Genomic DNA, 19,158 nt, shown 5'->3' with positions numbered 1-19,158 from the left:
AAAGCCCTGCAATTCAATGATTTGTAGGGCTTTTAAATGCCATTAATTGGTTTTTGCATAATCCTGATATCTGTTCAATAAAAAGGTTTTTAACTCTACCAGTTTATTAGTATTAATTAAGTCAACACCACAACTTAATAATTCTTTCCAAACTACTGTATTTTCAGGGGATGCCCACAGCCGTACTATTTTGCCATTTTGATGTGCCATTTGTACATATCTGCAAAGATTTCGTTTTTCTTCTTTTGATAATGTCTCTTCACTATTCTGGCTCACTAAGCGACCATATCGGCAACTGGCTATCGGGAACAGATTTGCCGGATTCTTTTCTTTAGCCATCTGTATTAAGTCTTCATCAATAAAAACATATCGGCAATCCAGGCTTTTTATAGTTCGAACAGGTTTGTTCCCGGTTATTACAACAGTAACAGCGCGTTTATACAACGTTCCATTTTCATAATAGGATAATAGTGATTCGTAGCGGTGTAACAGGCACGCTAATGCCCGGTAGGTTTTTTCAGGTTCACTTTTTATGTCTATCATTAAAGTAATCGGCGGATTAGTTATCCCCATACTATCATTTTTAAAATGATGAAACAAAGGATTAAGATATAATTTATCAAGTGTCCTGGAAGGCTGTAACACAGGCAACATGTGTGCTACTACAAGATTTCCTTTCCTCAGATATACATCTGCCTCTACATAAGTAAAACCATTGTCGAGCGCATCAAACAACGGTCGCTTATGCCAGTAGTCATTATGAGCATAAGCGTTTGGGAGAAATGTGATGTTTTGTGATAGTGAGGTATGTGCAAATAACACCAGTATCCAAATCGACAATAAGACGAATGGACTCCTGTTCACTTTGAAGGTGGTCATTGTAGGTTGTAGGTTTAATTACAGCAAACATAACCTTCAAATCGATATAGATAATTTATAACGCATGAAATAATAGTTATCAAAATCTTATCTTAATGTTAGCACCTTCGTGAGTAATCTGAGTTTAGTTAAATGGAGTGCCGTAATAAAATTAATTATCGACATCTCCCTGCTCTTTTTCACGAACTTTAATTAGCCTTGCAAATAAATGATTTGCAAGGCTAATTTTATGCAGCTGTGTGAGAAATAGTGTGTGTTTCAGAAATTCATATTCCATACTTAAAATGTATGGTGTGTACCTTTTTTTGTTGATAATACGAAGGCCTTTGTTATATCGTAATGGGAATATTATATTGTGTTTGGGGTATATACTTTCAAAACACCATCATCCTCACTGCTTACAATCAACAGACTCTTTCCTGTAGGGCTGTCTTTAGCTGCTACAAACAATACTCCTTCCGGGGCATCGCCTGATTTCAGTATCTGAAGGAAGACTGGTGCATCCGGTTTGGAAACATCATATACAGCTATGGCATCTGCTCTTTCCATGCCAATGAAAGCAATGTTCTTATTGCCTATTTGTCCCAGCGTGATACCTTCCGGTTCTACACCTTTGTCATCGCTGCGGGCATCATCATAATAACCGGCTGCATTGGCCTTTACTTCCAGTTCATTTTTGCTGTCATATACCAGGGATCCATTAACACCATTCCAAACGCTGAAGGAACGTGCGCCAAAAGAGTAAAGCGTTTCGTAGAGACCATCACCATTGGCATCGCCCAAAGTGGTGGTGATGTTCAAACGACCCAGTTGTGCATCTTTTTGCAAATCTGCAGCGTTCGGGAAAGCGGTGAGGTCTAGAGAAATATTCTTGATACGTTTAGCTTCCACAAAGCCAGTATATTCACGTACATCGCCTTCGTTTGCTGTAAACAAATATGGGATTCCGCCAGTCTGTAATACGGCAATTGCGTCGGGTTGATACATGCCTTTTACTGGCCATTCGCTAAAGCTGATGGCATTATCCTTGTCGGAAGGATCGATGGCATTTGCATCCTGGTTATAATCTTTAAAGCCAAGGGGGAAAATATCGGTGGCAGTTTTTGTGGTCAGGTCAATTTTTGCAATAGCATTGTTTTCCTGTAGGGTTACCCAGGCTGTTTTAGAGTCTGGTGAAACGGTTACATATTCCGGTTCCATGTCCTGTGCAAAGCTGGCATTAGGCCCAAACACGCGTAGCCCTTTTTGTTGCAGTGCTGACTGCTGGGAAGCGAAACTGCTGAAATCAATATTTACAACACTATAGTTGTCGCTTACACTGATTAAAGATACTGAACCGGCAGGATCGTTGGTATAATCCGCATTTGGCTCGCCCTCATTGGCAGTAAGAATATATTTGCCATCCGGGCTGAAAGTTACCATGTCTGGTAATGCACCGGTGGCAATAGATTTGATTTCCGTATAGCTGCTGGTATTATACACTGTTACTTTACCCGGCTGCTGTTTGTCCACCGCCTCTATGGCTGCAGCCAGTTTGCCATCTTTCACAGATACGCTGTTTACTGTGCCGCTGTTGGTGGGGATGGAGTGGATCACCGTCATTTTGGTAGGGTCGGCCATATCTATAACATCAATCTTATTCACAGTTCCGTTGTTTACTACAAACAGCCTTTTAGTGGAGGGATCATAAGCGCTGATCTCTGCTGCGCCTGTCTCGCCAATGTCCAGTGTGCCGATTTCTGCGAAGGTTGCAGGGTCTTCATTAACAATTGGATCATTGGGATTGTTGTCCTTGGAACAGGCGGTCAACATAGCCAGGATGGCAAGAGGGAACAAGTGTTTTAATTTCATATCTATACTATGTGGGTTTAAAGTCAGCAAGAGTACAGAAGCAACATGAATATATTATTAAGGAATTGTTTCGAAATTGTTAACATCTCTGTTCTATCGACAATTATTCTCATGGAGGGGATTTTTCCTGTTTTCAGATAAGGCATTGTCCATCTGGTGGATAGCTGGATGTGCATTGCACAAACCGGAATTTTTTTATAGTTTTATCTCACGCTTATAAAATCGAAATGTAATACCCCTCCATTTTACAACCGTATGGACCAGGACACCTTTGAACAACTTTACCGGAAATACTACCAGTCGCTTTGCTTCTTCGCGAGGAGGTTGCTGAACGATACGGATGTAGCCAAAGAACTGGTACAGGATGTCTTTCTGAAAAGCTGGCAGAAAAAGGAGGGGTTGGAGAACGATCCTGACAGAGTACGGGCTTTCCTTTACCAGTCCGTAAAAAATGCATCTCTCAACTACCTGCGCGATACTACCCGCCGTAACTCCCTGGAAACTCAATGGGCCAGCACACAGGAAGAAATAGACCCGGATATAAGCAATGCAATAATAGAAGCAGAAGTTTATCGCGATGTTCTGCACGCCGTGAGCCGGCTACCGGATGAATGCCGGAAAGTAATAGAGCTGAGTATGAACGGGAGTAAGACCTCCGAAGAAATTGCAGAGCTACTGGGTATAAGCGCCAGTACTGTACGAAATCAGAAGAGGAGGGGGCTGCAACTCATGCGTCAACTCCTTAATTTTCAATCCTTCCTCGTTTTTCTTTCTATGTTTAAACAACATCCTTAAAAAAATAATTTGCCTTTGTTTAGACAAAAGCAAAACGACGGTGTATTATTTATAAGAGCGAGGCCGAAAAAGCTGTTAATGATGAACGACGAACACTTTCCTTTTCATATTGGAAACCTTATCAGCAAGGAGCTGGCCGGTGAAATCACCGAAGCTGAACAAGCAGAACTGCAGTCCTGGATCGCTGAGCGTACAGCCAATGCGGAATTGTTTGACAGGGTTAAAACCATACTTGAAGAACCGGAAAATCATCCTTTCGGGGAGTTTGATCCGGAAGAAGGATGGCAAGACCTTATGAAAAGGAGCAGGCAACGTTCAAAACTCAGAACCATCATAGTACGGGTGGCTGTGGCGGCATCGCTGCTGGGTGCCGTAGTATGGCTGGCAACACTTCAGAACGGGAACAAACTACCGCAACAGGTCATTGCAAACAAGAAAAGAGGGATCGTTCTTACCGGCCCGCAGGGAGAAGAAGTCGTAATCAATAACAACGCAGATACCACATTCAGAATCGGCAATGGTCATGTGAATGTTCAACCAGGTTTACTCAGCTTTGGAGATAACACTAAAGATGCCGCTATTGAACAATTTACCCTGCGTGTTCCTGTGGAAAACCGCTATCAGCTACGCCTTCCGGATGGTTCGCAGCTCTGGCTCAATGCCGGCTCTACGGTCCGTTTCCCTAACCGATTTGCAGCAAATGAACGAAGGATATCCATTCAGGGAGAGGCCTACCTTGAAGTAGCTCAGGAATCCGCTCATCCTTTTGTAGTTGAAACGGCAGGTATGAATGTAACTGTTTTGGGTACTGCATTTAATATCCGTGTCTATGAGGATGTTAATACTAAAAAGGTATCCCTGCTATCCGGAAGTGTAAAAGTTTCTACAGATGCAAAACAGGTAATGCTTAAACCGGGGCAGGAAGTTGTATCCGCTGGTAATACACTTCAGGTTGCTGTCGCGGATATGGAGGCAACCCTTGCCTGGAAAGATGGCCTGTTCATTTTCAGGAGTGAAAGTCTGCCATCTATTATGGAAGACATCGCTCACTGGTATGGTGTGAATGTTCTTTATCAAGGCCAGTTGCCTGCCGATAACAGGCTCAGTGTAAAAACAGAAAGGAATATCCCTTTAAATCAACTGTTATCTATGCTATCAGCCACAGGCAGCGCAAGTTTTAAAGTAGAGGGGGATAAGGTAATTGTTCTGCCCTATAATGGGAAGATCAGCCAATAGTTTAATTAATCAACCAATTATCGCTTAATGATGAAAAATGTTTTAGACTCCTGCCTAAGGAGCAGGGGGAGGTTATGTCTATTATTTGTATTGTTTGCGTTAATTTTAATGGGACAGAATCTTCCGGCCAGTGCAAGGCAGGGAGGAATAACACTTGATTTGCGTAACACCGCAATTACAAAAGTCTTTTCAGCAATCGAAAAGCAATCCGGCTACGGATTTATTTACAATGAAGGAGCGGTACGTGCTATTACTGTTGATATACGGGTAAAAAACGCACCACTCACTACGGTGATGGAAACCATATTAAACAATCAACCATTCAGCTATTACATTTCGGGTAAAAATATTGTAATAACACCTCGCAATAACAACAGTAACGCACCGCAAACAGATAGTCTCATAGATATCAGCGGTATAGTAATGTCTGCAGATGGGGGAACTCTGGCTGGCGCTTCCATCAAAGTGAAAAACAGTACGCTGGCTACAAATACTAACTCAAAAGGTAGTTTCAAATTATCCGGAGTGCCATACAACGCTGTGCTGGTAGTAACTTTCCTCGGTTTTGCAGAACAACAGCGTAAAGTGGCTGATAAAATGATCATCATGTTACAGCCGGTAACCTCAGAGTTAAAAGGCGTAACTATCAATAAAGGATATTATACTGAGCAGCGCCAGTTATCTACCGGTGCAGTATCATCTATCTCAGCCAAAGAAATCGAGAAACAACCGGTAGGGAATATAATGCAGGCTCTCGAAGGCCGTATTCCGGGAATGGTGGTAAGCCAGACTTCCGGTGTTCCCGGTGCGCGTCTGAATATCCAGGTTCGTGGCCGTACTAACTTCGATCGTGATATTACTTCAGATCAGGCACTTGTTATTGTTGACGGTGTGCCTATGGTGGGTGCTAATGATCGTATGAATAATATCACCGGCCCATTTGGTACAACAACCGGAGAAGGGCTTACCGCATTGGCAGGAATAAATACTGCCGACATCGAAAGTATAGACGTATTAAAAGATGCGGATGCTACTGCTATCTATGGTTCCCGTGGTGCAAACGGTGTGGTGCTGATTACAACAAAAAAAGGAAAGGCAGGGCCGATGAAGATAGATGCTAACGTGTACTCAGGTGTAAGCCGTGTTACCCGTATGGCAACCATGCTGAATACTGAACAGTATCTGGCCATGAGAAATGAGGCATTTGCGAACGATAACGTCACTAAAACAAACGCGAACGCTGCTGACTTACTGCTATTTGATCAGACCCGGTATACCGATTTTGGTAAGTTGTTCGCGGGTAATTCTGCTTCTGCATTAGATGCACAGGTAAATGTTTCCGGTAGTAATATGAACACGCAATATCGCATGGGTGCTGGATATCATAAAGAAGGTACTGTATGGCCGGGTGATTTTTCCAGCGACCGCCTGTCTCTCAACTTCAATACCTATACAACATCTGCCAACAAGAAATTTTCAGCTGGATTGTCAGGTATGTATTCCATAAGCAAGAGCGATCTTTTAGCAGGAGATTTAGCCAGCGCTATTCTTCTTCCTCCAAATTTCCAAATTTACGATACGACAGGAAATCTTGCCTGGAACGAAGGCGGCTACAATACCGGACGAGACAATCCAATGTCACAGCTGAAACAAAAATACCTTGCCAACATGAACAATCTCAACGTGAACCTCATGTTGAATTATAATATTCTGAATGGTTTGGTTCTACGTAGCAGCATTGGATATAACTATACGGCAACAGACGATAAACGTATGACACCGATGGCTGCGCAAAACCCTGCAAAGACTAACCTGGCAGGTTTTGCTACTTTTGGCTCCGGCAATTTCAAAACCTGGATCATAGAACCACAGGCAGAATATACCAGACCGATATGGAAAGGTAAGTTGACAGCTTTGGTTGGAGCTACTTTCAACAAGACAGATAAAAACAGGCTAACGGTTACGGGTAATGGTTATTCAAATGATGATCTTATTAATTCTCTGACCGGAGCTGCGACCTTTAGCGGTACCAATGCTTTTGAGCAATATAACTATCAGGCCTTTTTCGGACGTCTTAACTATAACGTAGCTAATAAATATATCGTCAACTTTACCGGACGTCGTGATGGCTCCAGTCGTTTTGGACCTGAATACCGGTTCTCAAACTTTGGTGCAATAGGTGCCGCATGGTTATTCAGTAATGAAAAATGGGCCGGGAATATATCTTTCCTCAGTTATGGTAAATTACGTGGTAGCTATGGTGTAACAGGTAATGACCAGATTGGCGAATATATGTATCTCGACACCTGGGGAGCAGGTACATCGTACGGAGATTCTACCACCCTGCTGCCTACTAAACTTTTTAATCCGGACCTGCACTGGGAAAAAAGTAAGAAAACCGAAATCGCACTGGAACTGGGTTTCTTCAAAGACAGGCTGATGCTTACTACTTCATTTTATCATAACCTGTCTTCCGAGCCACTCGTAAAGTATCCTTTAACTGGTTCTACCGGTTTTTCCAGCATTTTATCCAACCTCGCAGGAGTGGAAGTTGTGAACAGAGGATGGGAAATAACCCTCACATCGCGCAACATAGACGGGAAACTCAAATGGACAACAGATTTTAATATCACTATTCCAACTAATTATTTAAAGAAATACCCAAACCTGGCAACCTCCAGTTACGCTACCAAATATTCTATTGGCCATTCTCTGAACCAGGTAATGGCAATGCAATTCCTTGGTGTGGATCCAACTACTGGCCTGTATGCTGCTAAAGACCAGAATAATGACGGAGTTGGGGGTACACTTGACTTTGTTCCGGGAAGGAACACCGATCCCCGTTATTATGGAGGGATCAACAATACCTTCAGCTACAAAGGATTTGATCTTAGTTTTTTCTTCCAGTTTACCAAACAACTGGGAACCAGTTGGAAGGGAAATAACCTCTATAATCCACCAGGTATGGCTTACAACGTACCGGTAATGGCATTGGACAGATGGAAGGAGCCGGGACAGAGAACTGATGTACAGAAATTTACAACTTCAGCTGGTCAGGCTAACGGTTTACAGGGTTTCTATGCTTTTCGCTTTTCGGATGGTGTACTTACAGACGCATCATTCCTGCGTTTGAAAAATGTGAATCTTTCCTACAGTCTGCCAGCTTCATGGCTTAGCGCAGTTCATGTACGTTCCTGTCGCCTGTATATGTCGGCGCAGAACCTGTTCGTAATTACTCCGTATAAAGGGGGAGATCCTGAGATCCAGAACTATACAAGAATGGCGCCGCTGCGCACAATCACAGGTGGTTTACAAATTTCACTCTAATTGCTCAACTATGTTTAATAATCGATATAAAAAAATATTGCTGATCACATGCCTTCTGGCAAGTGGTTGTACCAAATTTGTAGAGGTAGATAAACCGATTGATACCATTACTGCGGAAGCAGCTTTTGCTACCGAAACTAAAGCAGCTTCTGTAGTACGTGGATTATATAACAATATGGTGAAGACCTCCAACTTCGCTTTTGGTGCTGCGGTGTCGGCTGGTCTGGGTGCCAGTGCAGATGAACTGATAGTATCATCTACTACCTCTGCTTATGCCGAACTTTACAACAATAATATCAATACATCCAATACTGCGATTACGAATTATTACTGGGGAGCTTTTTATAACCTGATTTATGTAGCTAACCAGGTGATTGAAAACGTGCCAAAATCAACCGGTATTTCAGAAGGAGCTAAAATACAATTTCTGGCAGAAGCACGTTTTGTAAGGGCAGTGAATTACTTCTACCTTATAAATCTGTATGGAGATGTGCCTTTGATTTTAGGGACTGATTATGTGACCAATACTAAAATGCTCCGTACTCCTATGGTACAGGTGTATAAGCAGATGGAGGAAGACCTTCAATATGCACGTACTAACCTGGGAGAAAGTTATATGGGTACACAACGTATCCGTGCAAACAGGTTTGCCGCTTCTGCTTTTCTTGCAAGAGTATATCTCTATCAAAAAAACTGGAAAGATGCTGAGTTGATGGCTACAGAAGTTATTGAAGCCAAAGAGGGTGGTACACCGTTATATCGCCTGGAAACCACTCTGAACAATGTTTTCCTGCTCACCAGTAAAGAGGTTATACTACAGCTGATGAACCCCGGAACAACTATATCTACATGGGATGGAGCTGCTTTTGTTCCCGGATCAGCTACTTCAGTTCCCAATTATCAGATCACTCCCGGGTTGTACAACGCTTTCCCGGCTGGAGATCTGCGGCTTAGTAACTGGATCAGAAGTGTGAATATCACTACCGCAGGTGTAATTACAACGTACAGGCATCCTTATAAATATAAAGTGATCAGCGGTACTGCTACTGTTAAAACAGAAGCGCTGGTTTTCCTGCGCCTTGCTGAAATGTATCTCATTCGTGCGGAAGCAAGGACTGAAAATAGTGATTTAAGCAACGCTATCAGCGATCTTGATGTTATCAGAAGTCGTGCAGGATTGTTAACACCTACAGATCCGGCGATTACACAATCAGATCTGCTGGACGCTATTGCCCGGGAAAGAAGGCTGGAAATGTTTGCAGAACTCGGCCATCGTTGGCTGGACCTGAAACGTACAGACAAGGCCAACATCATACTAAAAGACAAACCAAACTGGACTACCGAGGACCAGTTATACCCAATTCCATTTGCTGACATACAGGCGAATCCATTGATTAAACAGAATCTTGGATACGGCCTCTAAAACTTGATAATTATGAAACGCTACTTATTATTAGCTGGAAATATGCTTGCTATGGCGCTGTACACTAACGCCCAGGACAGTACGGCCTTTACCATTCATGGAAAAATGAATCCTTCCTGTAACAACTCAGGCGTTATAATGGTAGCAGGGAGTTATAAACCAGTAAGAACAACGGTGAAAGATGGAGAGTTCTCTGTTTCCGGATCATTAAAAGGCCCCGGGTTTGCTATGATCCGGGTGGGTGATGGAATACCTGCAGATTATATCCAGGTATATATTGCCGGTGGAAAAACAGTGGAGCTTATTGCTGGCGATTCCATCAAATACTCAAAAGTTAAAGGCAATGAAAAAGCTGTAGAATACCATGACCTATATTCTAAACTGATACCTTTGCAGAACGAAGAAGTTAGTCTGAGAAACCGCTGGACGGCCATTCCAGAGGCTTCCCGCAGGGATGAGGAAGCTCGTAAAATTTCTGTAAGACGCAGGGAACTGACTCAGAAACAGAAGGACCTGACCTATACCTTCATCGATAAACATCCTAAGTCCACACTCTCCTTTTATCTGTTGAAAATGACTGCGGGTATGTTCATCAATTACGGCGAAGTGATGCCGCATTTCCAGAAACTTGATGTAACACTGAGAACATCTGCCGATGGAATAGATTTCGAAAAGAAGATTAATGGGTCAAGAAATATGCAGGCTGGTACTCCGGCGAAAAATTTTGAATCCACCACTCCGGAAGGAACGAAACTGTCTCTCCAGGAAGTAATGGATAAAGGTAATTATACTCTGATTGACTTCTGGGCCAGCTGGTGTACACCTTGCCGCGCAGAAAACCCTACTGTTGTAAAAGCATACGAGCAATTTCACCCAAAAGGGCTGAACATTATAAGTGTATCACTGGATGATAAAGCTGAGAAATGGAAAGCAGCGATTCAAAAAGACGGTATGCCATGGTATCATGTGTCATCACTAATTGCAGGATTTAAAGATCCAATAGCGCAGATGTATGGTATCAATGCAATTCCTCAGAATGCACTGGTGAACTCCAAAGGAGTGATTGTAGCTGTGAACTTACGTGGAGATGCACTGCTGGATAAACTGGAACAACTATTTGCCCAATAACCATAACCTATATAACAGACACCAACCATCGCAGATAGGCTGGAATAGATGCCTATTTAAACAAAAGTCTCCTGGTTTAAACCAGGGGGCTTTTTTATTTATATTGATGTTATTTTCTTCTGCAAGAAATTCTGCCCCTGAAAGAACTATTATGAGTAATTGATAATCAGTGTAATGTATGATTTTGTAGACGTATTGTAGACCCTCTTTTTTAGACCGGTAGATGTTTTGTCGTATACTGAAACTTGCAGGTCATTGCACTGAGTCACAAATTTGTGATAGCAATAATGCTTAATTAAAAAATTACGAAAATGAACAACAAGACATTATCTATGGTATCCTACATTACATTGATTGGATGGCTGATTGCTTATTTTATGGGAAAAGAAAAAGCGGATGATCTGCTCAAATATCATTTGAGACAGTCTCTGGGTTTGGCAGTTGTGAGCATCCTTTTAAACGTTTTAACAAGTATTATCGCACATATTATACCGAGCCTGGCCTTTCTGGGTATGGTGGGATGGGTAATTGTTATTTTATGGGTAATGGGAATCATTAATGCGGCTAACAGTGCTAAAAAGCCGGTTCCTTTAATTGGTAAAATGTTCGAGGATAAATTTGCATTCATTTCTTAAAAGAAGAAATATGGAACAATTCAAATACTTTACCAGGGAAGGAAATGTATATATCAAAACCCCTCAACGTGCATTGTATTGCATTGTTGCCCTGTTTTTGCTGGCTGTTGGGGTGCTTACTTTTGTCTATAGCGAAAAGACCAATGGCAATAAAGTTCTGAGTGCCTTAGCAGGCATATTCGGACTGATTCTGCTGCTTCGTGCTAGTGCCAGCACACGGTTTGATGTAGACAGCCGTACTATCATTGCACAATCATTCTTCTTTTTACCACCAAGGGTATTTCAATTTGATGATTTTCATAATTTTCTAATCTCCAAACAAACATTCCTTATCACCATTAATGCAACGGCTAGCTTGATTGTTGCACCAAACGGGAAGCAACGCAATCTGTTGCTGCACCAAACCATGTTTGTGACTAAGCCTTTGCAAAACGTTATAGACGAAGCCGCCCGGATTATGGGCATAACAAATGCTCACAACGCATAATTTAAAACGGTTGATAATGGCATTCTGGACCTTCAGCATTACCAGTGAAAGGTTAAGCCTGCAGCCTAACAAACGGTACAAATACAAAATCATTATTTGTCTGTTGCTGGCCGCAATAGCATTTTCGCTTCCATATTTCGTGGTTATAGGTCGCGATCTTTATATGTTGATATTGAGCATTGGCATTTTTTGTGCGACTTATGCTATATACGATTTCTTGTTTAAGCTTAATGTTACCTATGTTTTTGATTTGACAAAAAGACAGCTGTTCCACAAAGTGCCCGGTTTGTATACCAGAAAGCTGATGGATTTTGACGAAGTGTATATCCTTTTAGAAACCGACAATTGTGAACCGCATTATGTACTATCAAATAAGAAAGACAGGTATGGGAAAAGCTACGCTATCAGTGATTATTTCTCAGGTACACGTAAAGGAGCATTAGAACAGGAACGTTACGAAACAGAAGTGCTGGAAGTAGTTACACAGTATTTATCAAAAGAATAAAACATGATTATGAGGATGAAAAAATTACTTAGCCTGTTGTTTTTATTAATGACGTTAACCACTGTACTTAAAGCCCAGTCCACACCTGTTTTGCTGCTGGCTTACGATGATTTCACTGGTAACGGAACAGGGCTCACTTACTGGAAAAACGGGGAAAAAATACCGCTGACGGATGGGAAAACAACAGCTGCGGCGTGTGCTATCACCGTGTCGGGCAATGATGAATATGTGGCCGGTTATGAATACAACCTCGCAGGAGAACCTGTTGCCACTTATTGGAAAAACGGGAAAGCGATCAGACTTGCAGATGGAAAAACATATTCAAAAGCCATCGGCATTAGTGTGTCTGGATCCGACGTACATGTAATTGGGAATAACGGTTCGCAGGCTATTTACTGGAAAAATGGAGTAGCCACCTCTATGGAAGAAGATACTAAACTATACGCTATTACATTGGCCGGCAATGATGTTTATATGGCTGGCTCCCAGGTAAATGAGGCAGGGGAGTATGTTGCTACCTACTGGAAAAATGGGAAAGCAGTATCTCTCACAGAAGGGAAAAAGAGTGCAGAAGCAAAGGCTATTGCTGTATCAGGTAACGATGTGTATGTATCCGGTTTTGCAATAAATGATGCCGGAAAAGAAGTAGCCATATACTGGAAAAATAACATGCCGGTAATAATCCCTGACGGCTGCGGAGCAAACGCTATTGCTATATCCGGTAACGATGTATATGTAGCCGGTTTTGACAGAAATGCAGAAGGTACAAATATCGCCGTTTGCTGGAAGAACGGGAAAGCTAACCTGCTGACCGACGGGAAAGAGGCTGCCGGTGTAAATGTCATAACTGTGGTTGGAGCTGACGTTTATGTAGGTGGCTATCTGAATGGTATAGCCACCTACTGGAAAAATGGAAACGCTTTGGGGTTAGATAATATGCCGGGTAAGATAACAGGTCTGGTGGTAAAGTAATTAATCATCGACATCTCCCTGCTCTTTTTCACTAACTTTAATTAGCGTTGCGAATCAATGATTTGCAGGGCTAATTAAAGTTCATGAAATTTATTCAACCTTACTATACTGTTTGAATAACTTATGATCAAACGGGATATTAAGTGAAATGTCTTTTGCATCCCACATATCATTTTCTGATGACTGGTAGAAGTCATAAGCTGGTTTAATCAGTATTCTTGCCTCGCTAACAGATTCGTCTTTTAATTTTCGATCGTAAATAAATACCATACAACTCACGCAATTAAATTTTCCATCGGTATTGGGATTCTCATAGCATTTGCCAACCTTTATGTTCACATTTGCATCCATTATTAACTCCGTGAGTCTACCTCGGGTTAGATGTATAAGGGCTCTCTGAGCTTCCTCATCATTAGGCGCTTTTTTTGCTTTTTTTAAATTTTCATAATGGTAAGATTTTATTTTTTCTATTTCCTCTGTACTTAAAGCCATTCCGGTTGTATCAAAAGGATAATCGATCGAAGCTGGTGTACTTACTTCAGATATGGCATCTGTTGCCACGTCTTGCGCTAATTCAGGAGCTTTCTCTTCAGAACTTCCTGAAGAAAACAATCGTTCTTTTGCATGCCTGAAGTGATCAGGTATATGATTAAAACCAACAATATATTTTAAGAATAGAAAGGTTAATAGTAAAAGTGTGGCTAAAATTGTCAGCAGTTTTTTATTCCTCATTTTTGTATTTTATTTGATCGGTATTATAATTACGGTTACCACAATGCAAATATTTTCCTCAATAAGAGCATGCTATGTTATTAGAAAATTGCGTTTTCCCAAACAAGGATGAGTCTTTGAGGATAATAGTAATTACCTGTTTTTATTAATGTTTTTAATGTTGTCGTATCAATTGTAATTTCAGGGAATTGCAGTTTTGCTTTTGCAATGAATCTATTCTTATTTTCGGTATCTCCGAGAAAATATGCTGCAAGTATACGCCCTATATGCGTGTCTATATTTTTGTTATCAATATAGATGGATTTTTCGAACATCATCTGCGCATCATTGTACTCTTCTTTACCTAGTAAAAGGTATCCATAGTTACCTATTTCTATGGCATCATCAGGGTTTTTGCTGAGGTATTCTTTATAAGCGGATTCAGCTTTTTTATAGTCATGAAGTTGCTGATATATCTGCGCAAGGTTTGTCAGTAAAATACTTTGTGCAGTATCCAGTTTCAGTGCTGTTTCAAAGTCGCTGATGGCTTCTGAAAAATCCCCTTTTTGTTGATAAAGCCTTCCTCGTTGAGCATAATAGCCATAAACATCAGGAGAGATAACGATCAATCTATCGTAAATGTCAAAGGCAGTTTTCCAGTCTTTTATTTGTTCATAGGCTTGTCCGGCATAAAAAACCAGGTCGCCGGAAAATCTTTCAGTATCGCCTGAATAACCAGTCTCGTGATCTGTACGGTATTGATAAAGTTTGTAAACTTCTATTGCTCTTTGTGGACTGGGTATTTCAATTAAGCATCTTATATAATTATGATAAACTCTGGGAAGATTTTCCCTTTCATATTCAATTGCTTGTTCGTAGCACTTAATTGCATTTTCGTTGTCTTTCAAAAAATAGAAATTGTTTGCCATGATCTCGTATAATTCGGAATTGGCCCCGTCCATTTCAAGTGCGAACTTTATTTCATCTGTGGATTGTTTGTATTGTTTTAAATAGGACAAACAATATGCTTTAAATTTATGGTAATCAGGGTTTTGTGTATTTATTACTATTACCTTGTTAATGGTAACAATTGCATCTTCATATTGCTTTTTGTGAAAAAGCTCAAGTGCCTCATCATAAAGACTGTCCATCTCTTTATCTGACACAACCGCTGATACAACAACGCCATAGTGTGGTTGGAGATATTCATGTTTTTCTTCCTCAGGTTTACTCAAAACCCTGAAGAATTTTATATTATTGGTTTCTTCTTCAACTCCTATCTCCAATAATTTTCCACTCTGAAAATAGCCCTTATGTTTATACTGTTTTAGTAATGCTAAATACTTAGGGAAATTTGGATTGTTCTTCCTCCGGAGAAAACATAATTGTGGGTTATTGCCCAACTCCACTATGAGTGAGTCTGACTCTTCCCGGAAACTGCGTACATAATTAATTTTCTTTTTAATTTTATCTTGCCCTAAACTGGTTAAGGATATAAGTGTAAACAGGGCAAGAAGTAAATGTTTCATAATTAACTATTTGTAGTTTTTGATATAATTGGTAGTTGCACCTACCACCTGATATTGCAATTAAGGGTTCAGTTTTTCTCAACCTTTCCATCTTTGTAAACGGTATATTCTTCTCCATCGGCTTTTTGCAAGACTACCTTTCCGTTTTCAAATTTACGATGATGGGTAAATTCAGGTTTTATAACCATTTCGTTCTTGTGATTGATGTATCCCCATCTATGAGGCTCAATCATTACTGCCACCAATCCTTCATTTGCTGCTTCCAGCCCCTTATATACTATAGGAATCACAATTTCACCTTTCGCGTTAATCATACCGTAAAGATCATTCTTGCCCACACGAAAGAGACCATCTTCAGCTCCCTCATTTATGTATTTATAGGTAGGTGCTACAATTTCTTTTCCTTCAAGATTTACCAGCCCTTTTTTGTCACCTTTGTACACCTGGCAAACACTATCAGTAAATCCTACTGTCAATCCATCGTAAATGATGGGAACGATTATTGTACCTTGTCGGTCAATGAGCCCCATACCAAGAGGATTTCCTTCCGCATCCAGTTTCATTGCGGAGGCATACTCCGTGAGGCTGTCGCCGAACGATTCGGCTGTATACGTCGAGTCTTCACATATCCAGGTGTTGCTATTTTTATCCATGTATCCCTTTAACTTTTCGCGTACAACAGGAGCTTTTTGTGAGCTATCCTTAATTTTTTGAGTGCAGGAAATGACAGAAATGCACAACAGCAGAAAGATGTATTTCATGTTTGTATTCATCATCAGTAATTGAAGTTTTCAAAATTCACCAGTGATTTTATCTTTATAGGATATGATTTTGTTACTGAAGGCATATCATCTTTGGTTATAAAGTTTAATCGCTGGATACAAATCTTAAAAAAAATCCCTGGTGAATTTATGTAGATATAAATTCGCCAGGGATTACCTGATATTCGTGTTGATCTCTTTTAAATCCGCATTAATGCCCCAGGTTTTTCACTGGAAGTGTAAGCAAAACGCTCGTACCCCGGTCACTAGAGGTAATTTCTATGTTAGCCTTCATTTTATTCTCTTTCGCTAATATCTCCAAACGCTCTTTGGCTATTGTTCCCGACAAGGACTGATGGTTAACTTTCGCATTAGATGTATTACCATAACCCTTTCCATTGTCGGTGATTTTTACTAACAATTGATTCTCCTGCGGGAAAATTTCTAATGATATCAACCCTTTATCAGAATGATTACCTATGCCATGGATAATGGCATTTTCAACGAAAGGTTGAATCAGCATAGGCGGAATTAATAATGCTGATGTATCCGTATCCGGTGCTGCTATTTCGTATCCGAACGTATATTCGAAACGCATTTGTTGCAGGCTCAGATAGTTTTCTATGGCATCTAATTCTTCGTCGAGCGGAACATAGTTTTTCCGGCTTAGTTCTAAGCTGCTTCGGAGCAATTTGCTGAATTGGTTTAGATATTTTATCGACTTTTCCTTTTCATCAAACCGGATAAAACTTTGCAGTGCCGATAAAGTATTAAAGATAAAATGTGGTTCCATTTGCGTTCGTAGCAATTGTTGCTGAAGTAGAATCTTCTCTTTTTCCTGTTTTTGTCTTTTTTGCCGTTGGATAAAATAAAGCAAAATGGCCCAGGAAATTGCAAGTAGTGCCAGTAATCCGATAATAAACAGCAGGAGCTTATTGTTTTCAAGACGCTGTGTTGTATAATCAATTGTTCGGTTAAGACTATGGATAGACCTGTCCTTCGATTGTAACTGGTAAATAGTGGCCATCTCTTCGGTTGCCTGAATGCCTGAATTTCTGAGAATGTTATCTTTTAGTTCTGATAGCTCGTCTGCTTCTTTTTGGGCGCTGATATTATCACCAATAGCAAAATAATAGTGCATTTTAGCCTGTTTGTTCAGGCATTTTTCATAAGAAGAAAGTACATGTAAATGTTGGTCTTCTATTTTATCGGCATCCTTAATTGAGCGTGCTGCTTCGGAGAATTGCCGTGCTTGAACATATAAACCAGTAAGATTTGCTAAGGTGATGTAGGTATTTCTTACTGCATTTTGTTTTTCGGGATTGGCCAATAAATTTTCTGTATCGTACTCTTTTACCAGATTGTAATAACGTATTGCAGCATCATGCTGATTGGTCAATGAGTAATATGTTGCTGTATTTTCATTGGTAAATCTGATTTGCATTAAGTCTTTTGTTTTCTCCGAAGTGTTCCTTAGTTCTTTCAGATAAACAAGTAGTGAATCTTTGTTGTAAATGCCGCCTTCTGCACAAGATGTAAATAATTGTGAATATGCCCGGAAATAGTAGTTGTAGTGGTTGTTTGGCAGCTTTTTCAAAAGCTTTAACGCGAGCTGGTTTTGTTGAACGGCCTTTTGGTACTGATTTAGTTTTTTATTATCCTGAGCTGCGTTGAGTAGGCAGATTACCTTGGATAAAGGTTTACTTTGAAGCGAATCATCGTTCATTATTATAGCAGCAGATTTATTGAAATAATATACTGCCTGATAGAACTTATCTTCAAGTTCTGAAATTAACCCGGCTCCATTGTAAATAGTAAATTTCAGCTCATTAAATTCCTTTTCCCTTTCTATCAGATCTAAAGCAATATTGATATGGTATTTCGCACTATCGGTATTGACTTTTGCCAGATTTTTGGCAATTTGATAATGAATAAAAGCTAAACTTGGACTGCTTTCAGCGAAATCTTTTTGTTTGAGTTTACTTGCCCAGAAAACGAGTTTGTCGACCTGTTTATTTTGGTCGAGGCTATCGTTTATTACCTCTAACCTTTTCAATAATTCTTCCGGAGGGATTGATGCACTTTCTGGTTTCGACTGACAGGAAATTACCAGAAGCGTTAAGAAAAATAGAACTACTCTGTTCATTATTTAAAGGGACTTAAGTGATCTAAAATGAACTCTTTTCTACGCGTAGCAACAGGGATTTCAGAAAGGTCTTTCATTATCATCACGCCTGTCTTCATGTATTTGTCAATAAAGTTTTTGTTCACGATATAGGATTGATGTGTTCTTATAAAAAAATCGCCGGGTAGGAGGTCTTCGTAATATTTTAAAGGTTTGGAAGCAATTACTTTTTTATTGTTTTCAAGGTGAATCTGAGTGTAAGAACCCTCTCCGGAAAGATATATTATTTCATTCAGCCGTATCATTTGCAAACAATCTAATGATGTGATGCAGATGCTAGCGTTCATCTCAACAGGTTTTGCCGAACCATGTTCTTTTAAAATATTAATCTGACCCTGATAATCAGCAGGTTTAATTTTTCTAAGCTTTTGTATCGCTATGGAGAACTCTTCATTATCTATTGGTTTCAGAAGATAATCCAATGCTCCGTACTTAATAGCTTTTATGGCAAAATGATTATAAGCGGTGATGAAAATAATGTGAAAAGCAGGTTCTTCCAACTGATTCAGGATATCGAAAGCTGTACCATCGGTCAACTGAATATCCATCAATACTAAATCAGGTTTTGTGCTTTTTATGATTTGTAAGGCCCCCCCAACTGTATCCGCTGTGGCTTCCAACTTTAGATTTTCTTCTTGCGAAACCAACCATTCCAGCTCTTTTTTTATCGCAGGCTCGTCTTCGATAATTAATGTTCTTATTTGGTACATGCAGGGATTTATTAATCGCTAAAA

Annotated in this window: 16 protein-coding genes; 9 read left to right on the top strand and 7 right to left on the bottom strand. The window is 40.3% G+C overall.

Annotated elements, in window-relative coordinates; translation table 11 throughout:
* Window positions 1-42 precede the first annotated feature (42 nt).
* Entirely contained in the window at window positions 43-879 is an 837-nt protein-coding gene (locus BM176_RS18605) for a phosphatidylinositol-specific phospholipase C/glycerophosphodiester phosphodiesterase family protein (protein WP_090105804.1), read from the bottom strand.
* 348 nt (window positions 880-1,227) lie between these two features.
* Window positions 1,228-2,730, bottom strand: a complete 1,503-nt coding sequence (locus BM176_RS18600; RefSeq protein WP_090105803.1) for a choice-of-anchor I family protein — start codon at window positions 2,728-2,730, stop codon at window positions 1,228-1,230.
* A gap of 255 nt (window positions 2,731-2,985) precedes the next feature.
* Between BM176_RS18600 and BM176_RS18595 the strand changes: the two genes are divergently transcribed.
* The 9 genes from BM176_RS18595 to BM176_RS18555 all read left to right on the top strand — a co-directional run bounded on the left by BM176_RS18595 (window position 2,986) and on the right by BM176_RS18555 (window position 13,238).
* A complete protein-coding gene (locus tag BM176_RS18595; RefSeq protein ID WP_090105802.1) occupies window positions 2,986-3,525 on the top strand; it encodes an RNA polymerase sigma factor in 540 nt (179 codons plus the stop codon).
* 78 nt (window positions 3,526-3,603) lie between these two features.
* On the top strand, window positions 3,604-4,761 hold the full coding sequence (locus BM176_RS18590) for a FecR family protein (protein WP_090105800.1): 1,158 nt from the start codon (window positions 3,604-3,606) through the stop codon (window positions 4,759-4,761).
* Window positions 4,762-4,869: 108 nt separating this feature from the next.
* Entirely contained in the window at window positions 4,870-8,088 is a 3,219-nt protein-coding gene (locus tag BM176_RS18585) for a SusC/RagA family TonB-linked outer membrane protein (RefSeq protein WP_177230452.1), read from the top strand.
* A 10-nt stretch (window positions 8,089-8,098) separates the two neighbouring features.
* A complete protein-coding gene (locus BM176_RS18580; RefSeq protein ID WP_090105797.1) occupies window positions 8,099-9,511 on the top strand; it encodes a RagB/SusD family nutrient uptake outer membrane protein in 1,413 nt (470 codons plus the stop codon).
* Window positions 9,512-9,523: 12 nt separating this feature from the next.
* Complete coding sequence (locus BM176_RS18575) at window positions 9,524-10,639, top strand: TlpA disulfide reductase family protein (protein ID WP_143097857.1); 1,116 nt, start codon at window positions 9,524-9,526, stop codon at window positions 10,637-10,639.
* 311 nt (window positions 10,640-10,950) lie between these two features.
* Window positions 10,951-11,274: a magnetosome magnetite crystal formation protein family gene (locus tag BM176_RS18570; protein WP_090105794.1), complete on the top strand. Its 324-nt coding sequence runs from the start codon at window positions 10,951-10,953 to the stop codon at window positions 11,272-11,274.
* Between the two features lie 10 nt (window positions 11,275-11,284).
* Window positions 11,285-11,761: a hypothetical protein gene (locus tag BM176_RS18565; protein WP_090105792.1), complete on the top strand. Its 477-nt coding sequence runs from the start codon at window positions 11,285-11,287 to the stop codon at window positions 11,759-11,761.
* Between the two features lie 16 nt (window positions 11,762-11,777).
* The gene (locus BM176_RS18560) at window positions 11,778-12,266 is read left to right on the top strand and encodes a hypothetical protein (RefSeq protein ID WP_090105790.1); all 489 of its coding nucleotides are present in this window, start codon (window positions 11,778-11,780) and stop codon (window positions 12,264-12,266) included.
* Window positions 12,267-12,281: 15 nt separating this feature from the next.
* Window positions 12,282-13,238, top strand: a complete 957-nt coding sequence (locus tag BM176_RS18555) for a hypothetical protein (protein ID WP_090105788.1) — start codon at window positions 12,282-12,284, stop codon at window positions 13,236-13,238.
* A gap of 90 nt (window positions 13,239-13,328) precedes the next feature.
* On the opposite strand, the gene BM176_RS18550 is transcribed toward BM176_RS18555, so the two are convergent.
* The 5 genes from BM176_RS18550 to BM176_RS18530 form a co-directional block, all read right to left on the bottom strand.
* On the bottom strand, window positions 13,329-13,970 hold the full coding sequence (locus BM176_RS18550) for a hypothetical protein (protein WP_090105786.1): 642 nt from the start codon (window positions 13,968-13,970) through the stop codon (window positions 13,329-13,331).
* Between the two features lie 80 nt (window positions 13,971-14,050).
* On the bottom strand, window positions 14,051-15,478 hold the full coding sequence (locus BM176_RS18545; RefSeq protein WP_090105784.1) for a tetratricopeptide repeat protein: 1,428 nt from the start codon (window positions 15,476-15,478) through the stop codon (window positions 14,051-14,053).
* A 68-nt stretch (window positions 15,479-15,546) separates the two neighbouring features.
* Window positions 15,547-16,239: a WG repeat-containing protein gene (locus BM176_RS18540; RefSeq protein ID WP_177230451.1), complete on the bottom strand. Its 693-nt coding sequence runs from the start codon at window positions 16,237-16,239 to the stop codon at window positions 15,547-15,549.
* Between the two features lie 211 nt (window positions 16,240-16,450).
* The gene (locus BM176_RS18535; RefSeq protein WP_090105780.1) at window positions 16,451-18,385 is read right to left on the bottom strand and encodes a sensor histidine kinase; all 1,935 of its coding nucleotides are present in this window, start codon (window positions 18,383-18,385) and stop codon (window positions 16,451-16,453) included.
* The gene (locus BM176_RS18530) at window positions 18,385-19,134 is read right to left on the bottom strand and encodes a LytR/AlgR family response regulator transcription factor (protein ID WP_090105778.1); all 750 of its coding nucleotides are present in this window, start codon (window positions 19,132-19,134) and stop codon (window positions 18,385-18,387) included. The genes BM176_RS18535 and BM176_RS18530 overlap by 1 nt, the downstream gene beginning before the upstream one ends.
* Between the last annotated feature and the right edge of the window lie 24 nt (window positions 19,135-19,158).

Source organism: Chitinophaga sp. CF118 (assembly GCF_900112615.1).
GTDB lineage: Bacteria > Bacteroidota > Bacteroidia > Chitinophagales > Chitinophagaceae > Chitinophaga.
Note: the sequence above shows the minus strand (reverse complement) of the source record. Positions and strands in the feature narration are given on the sequence as shown.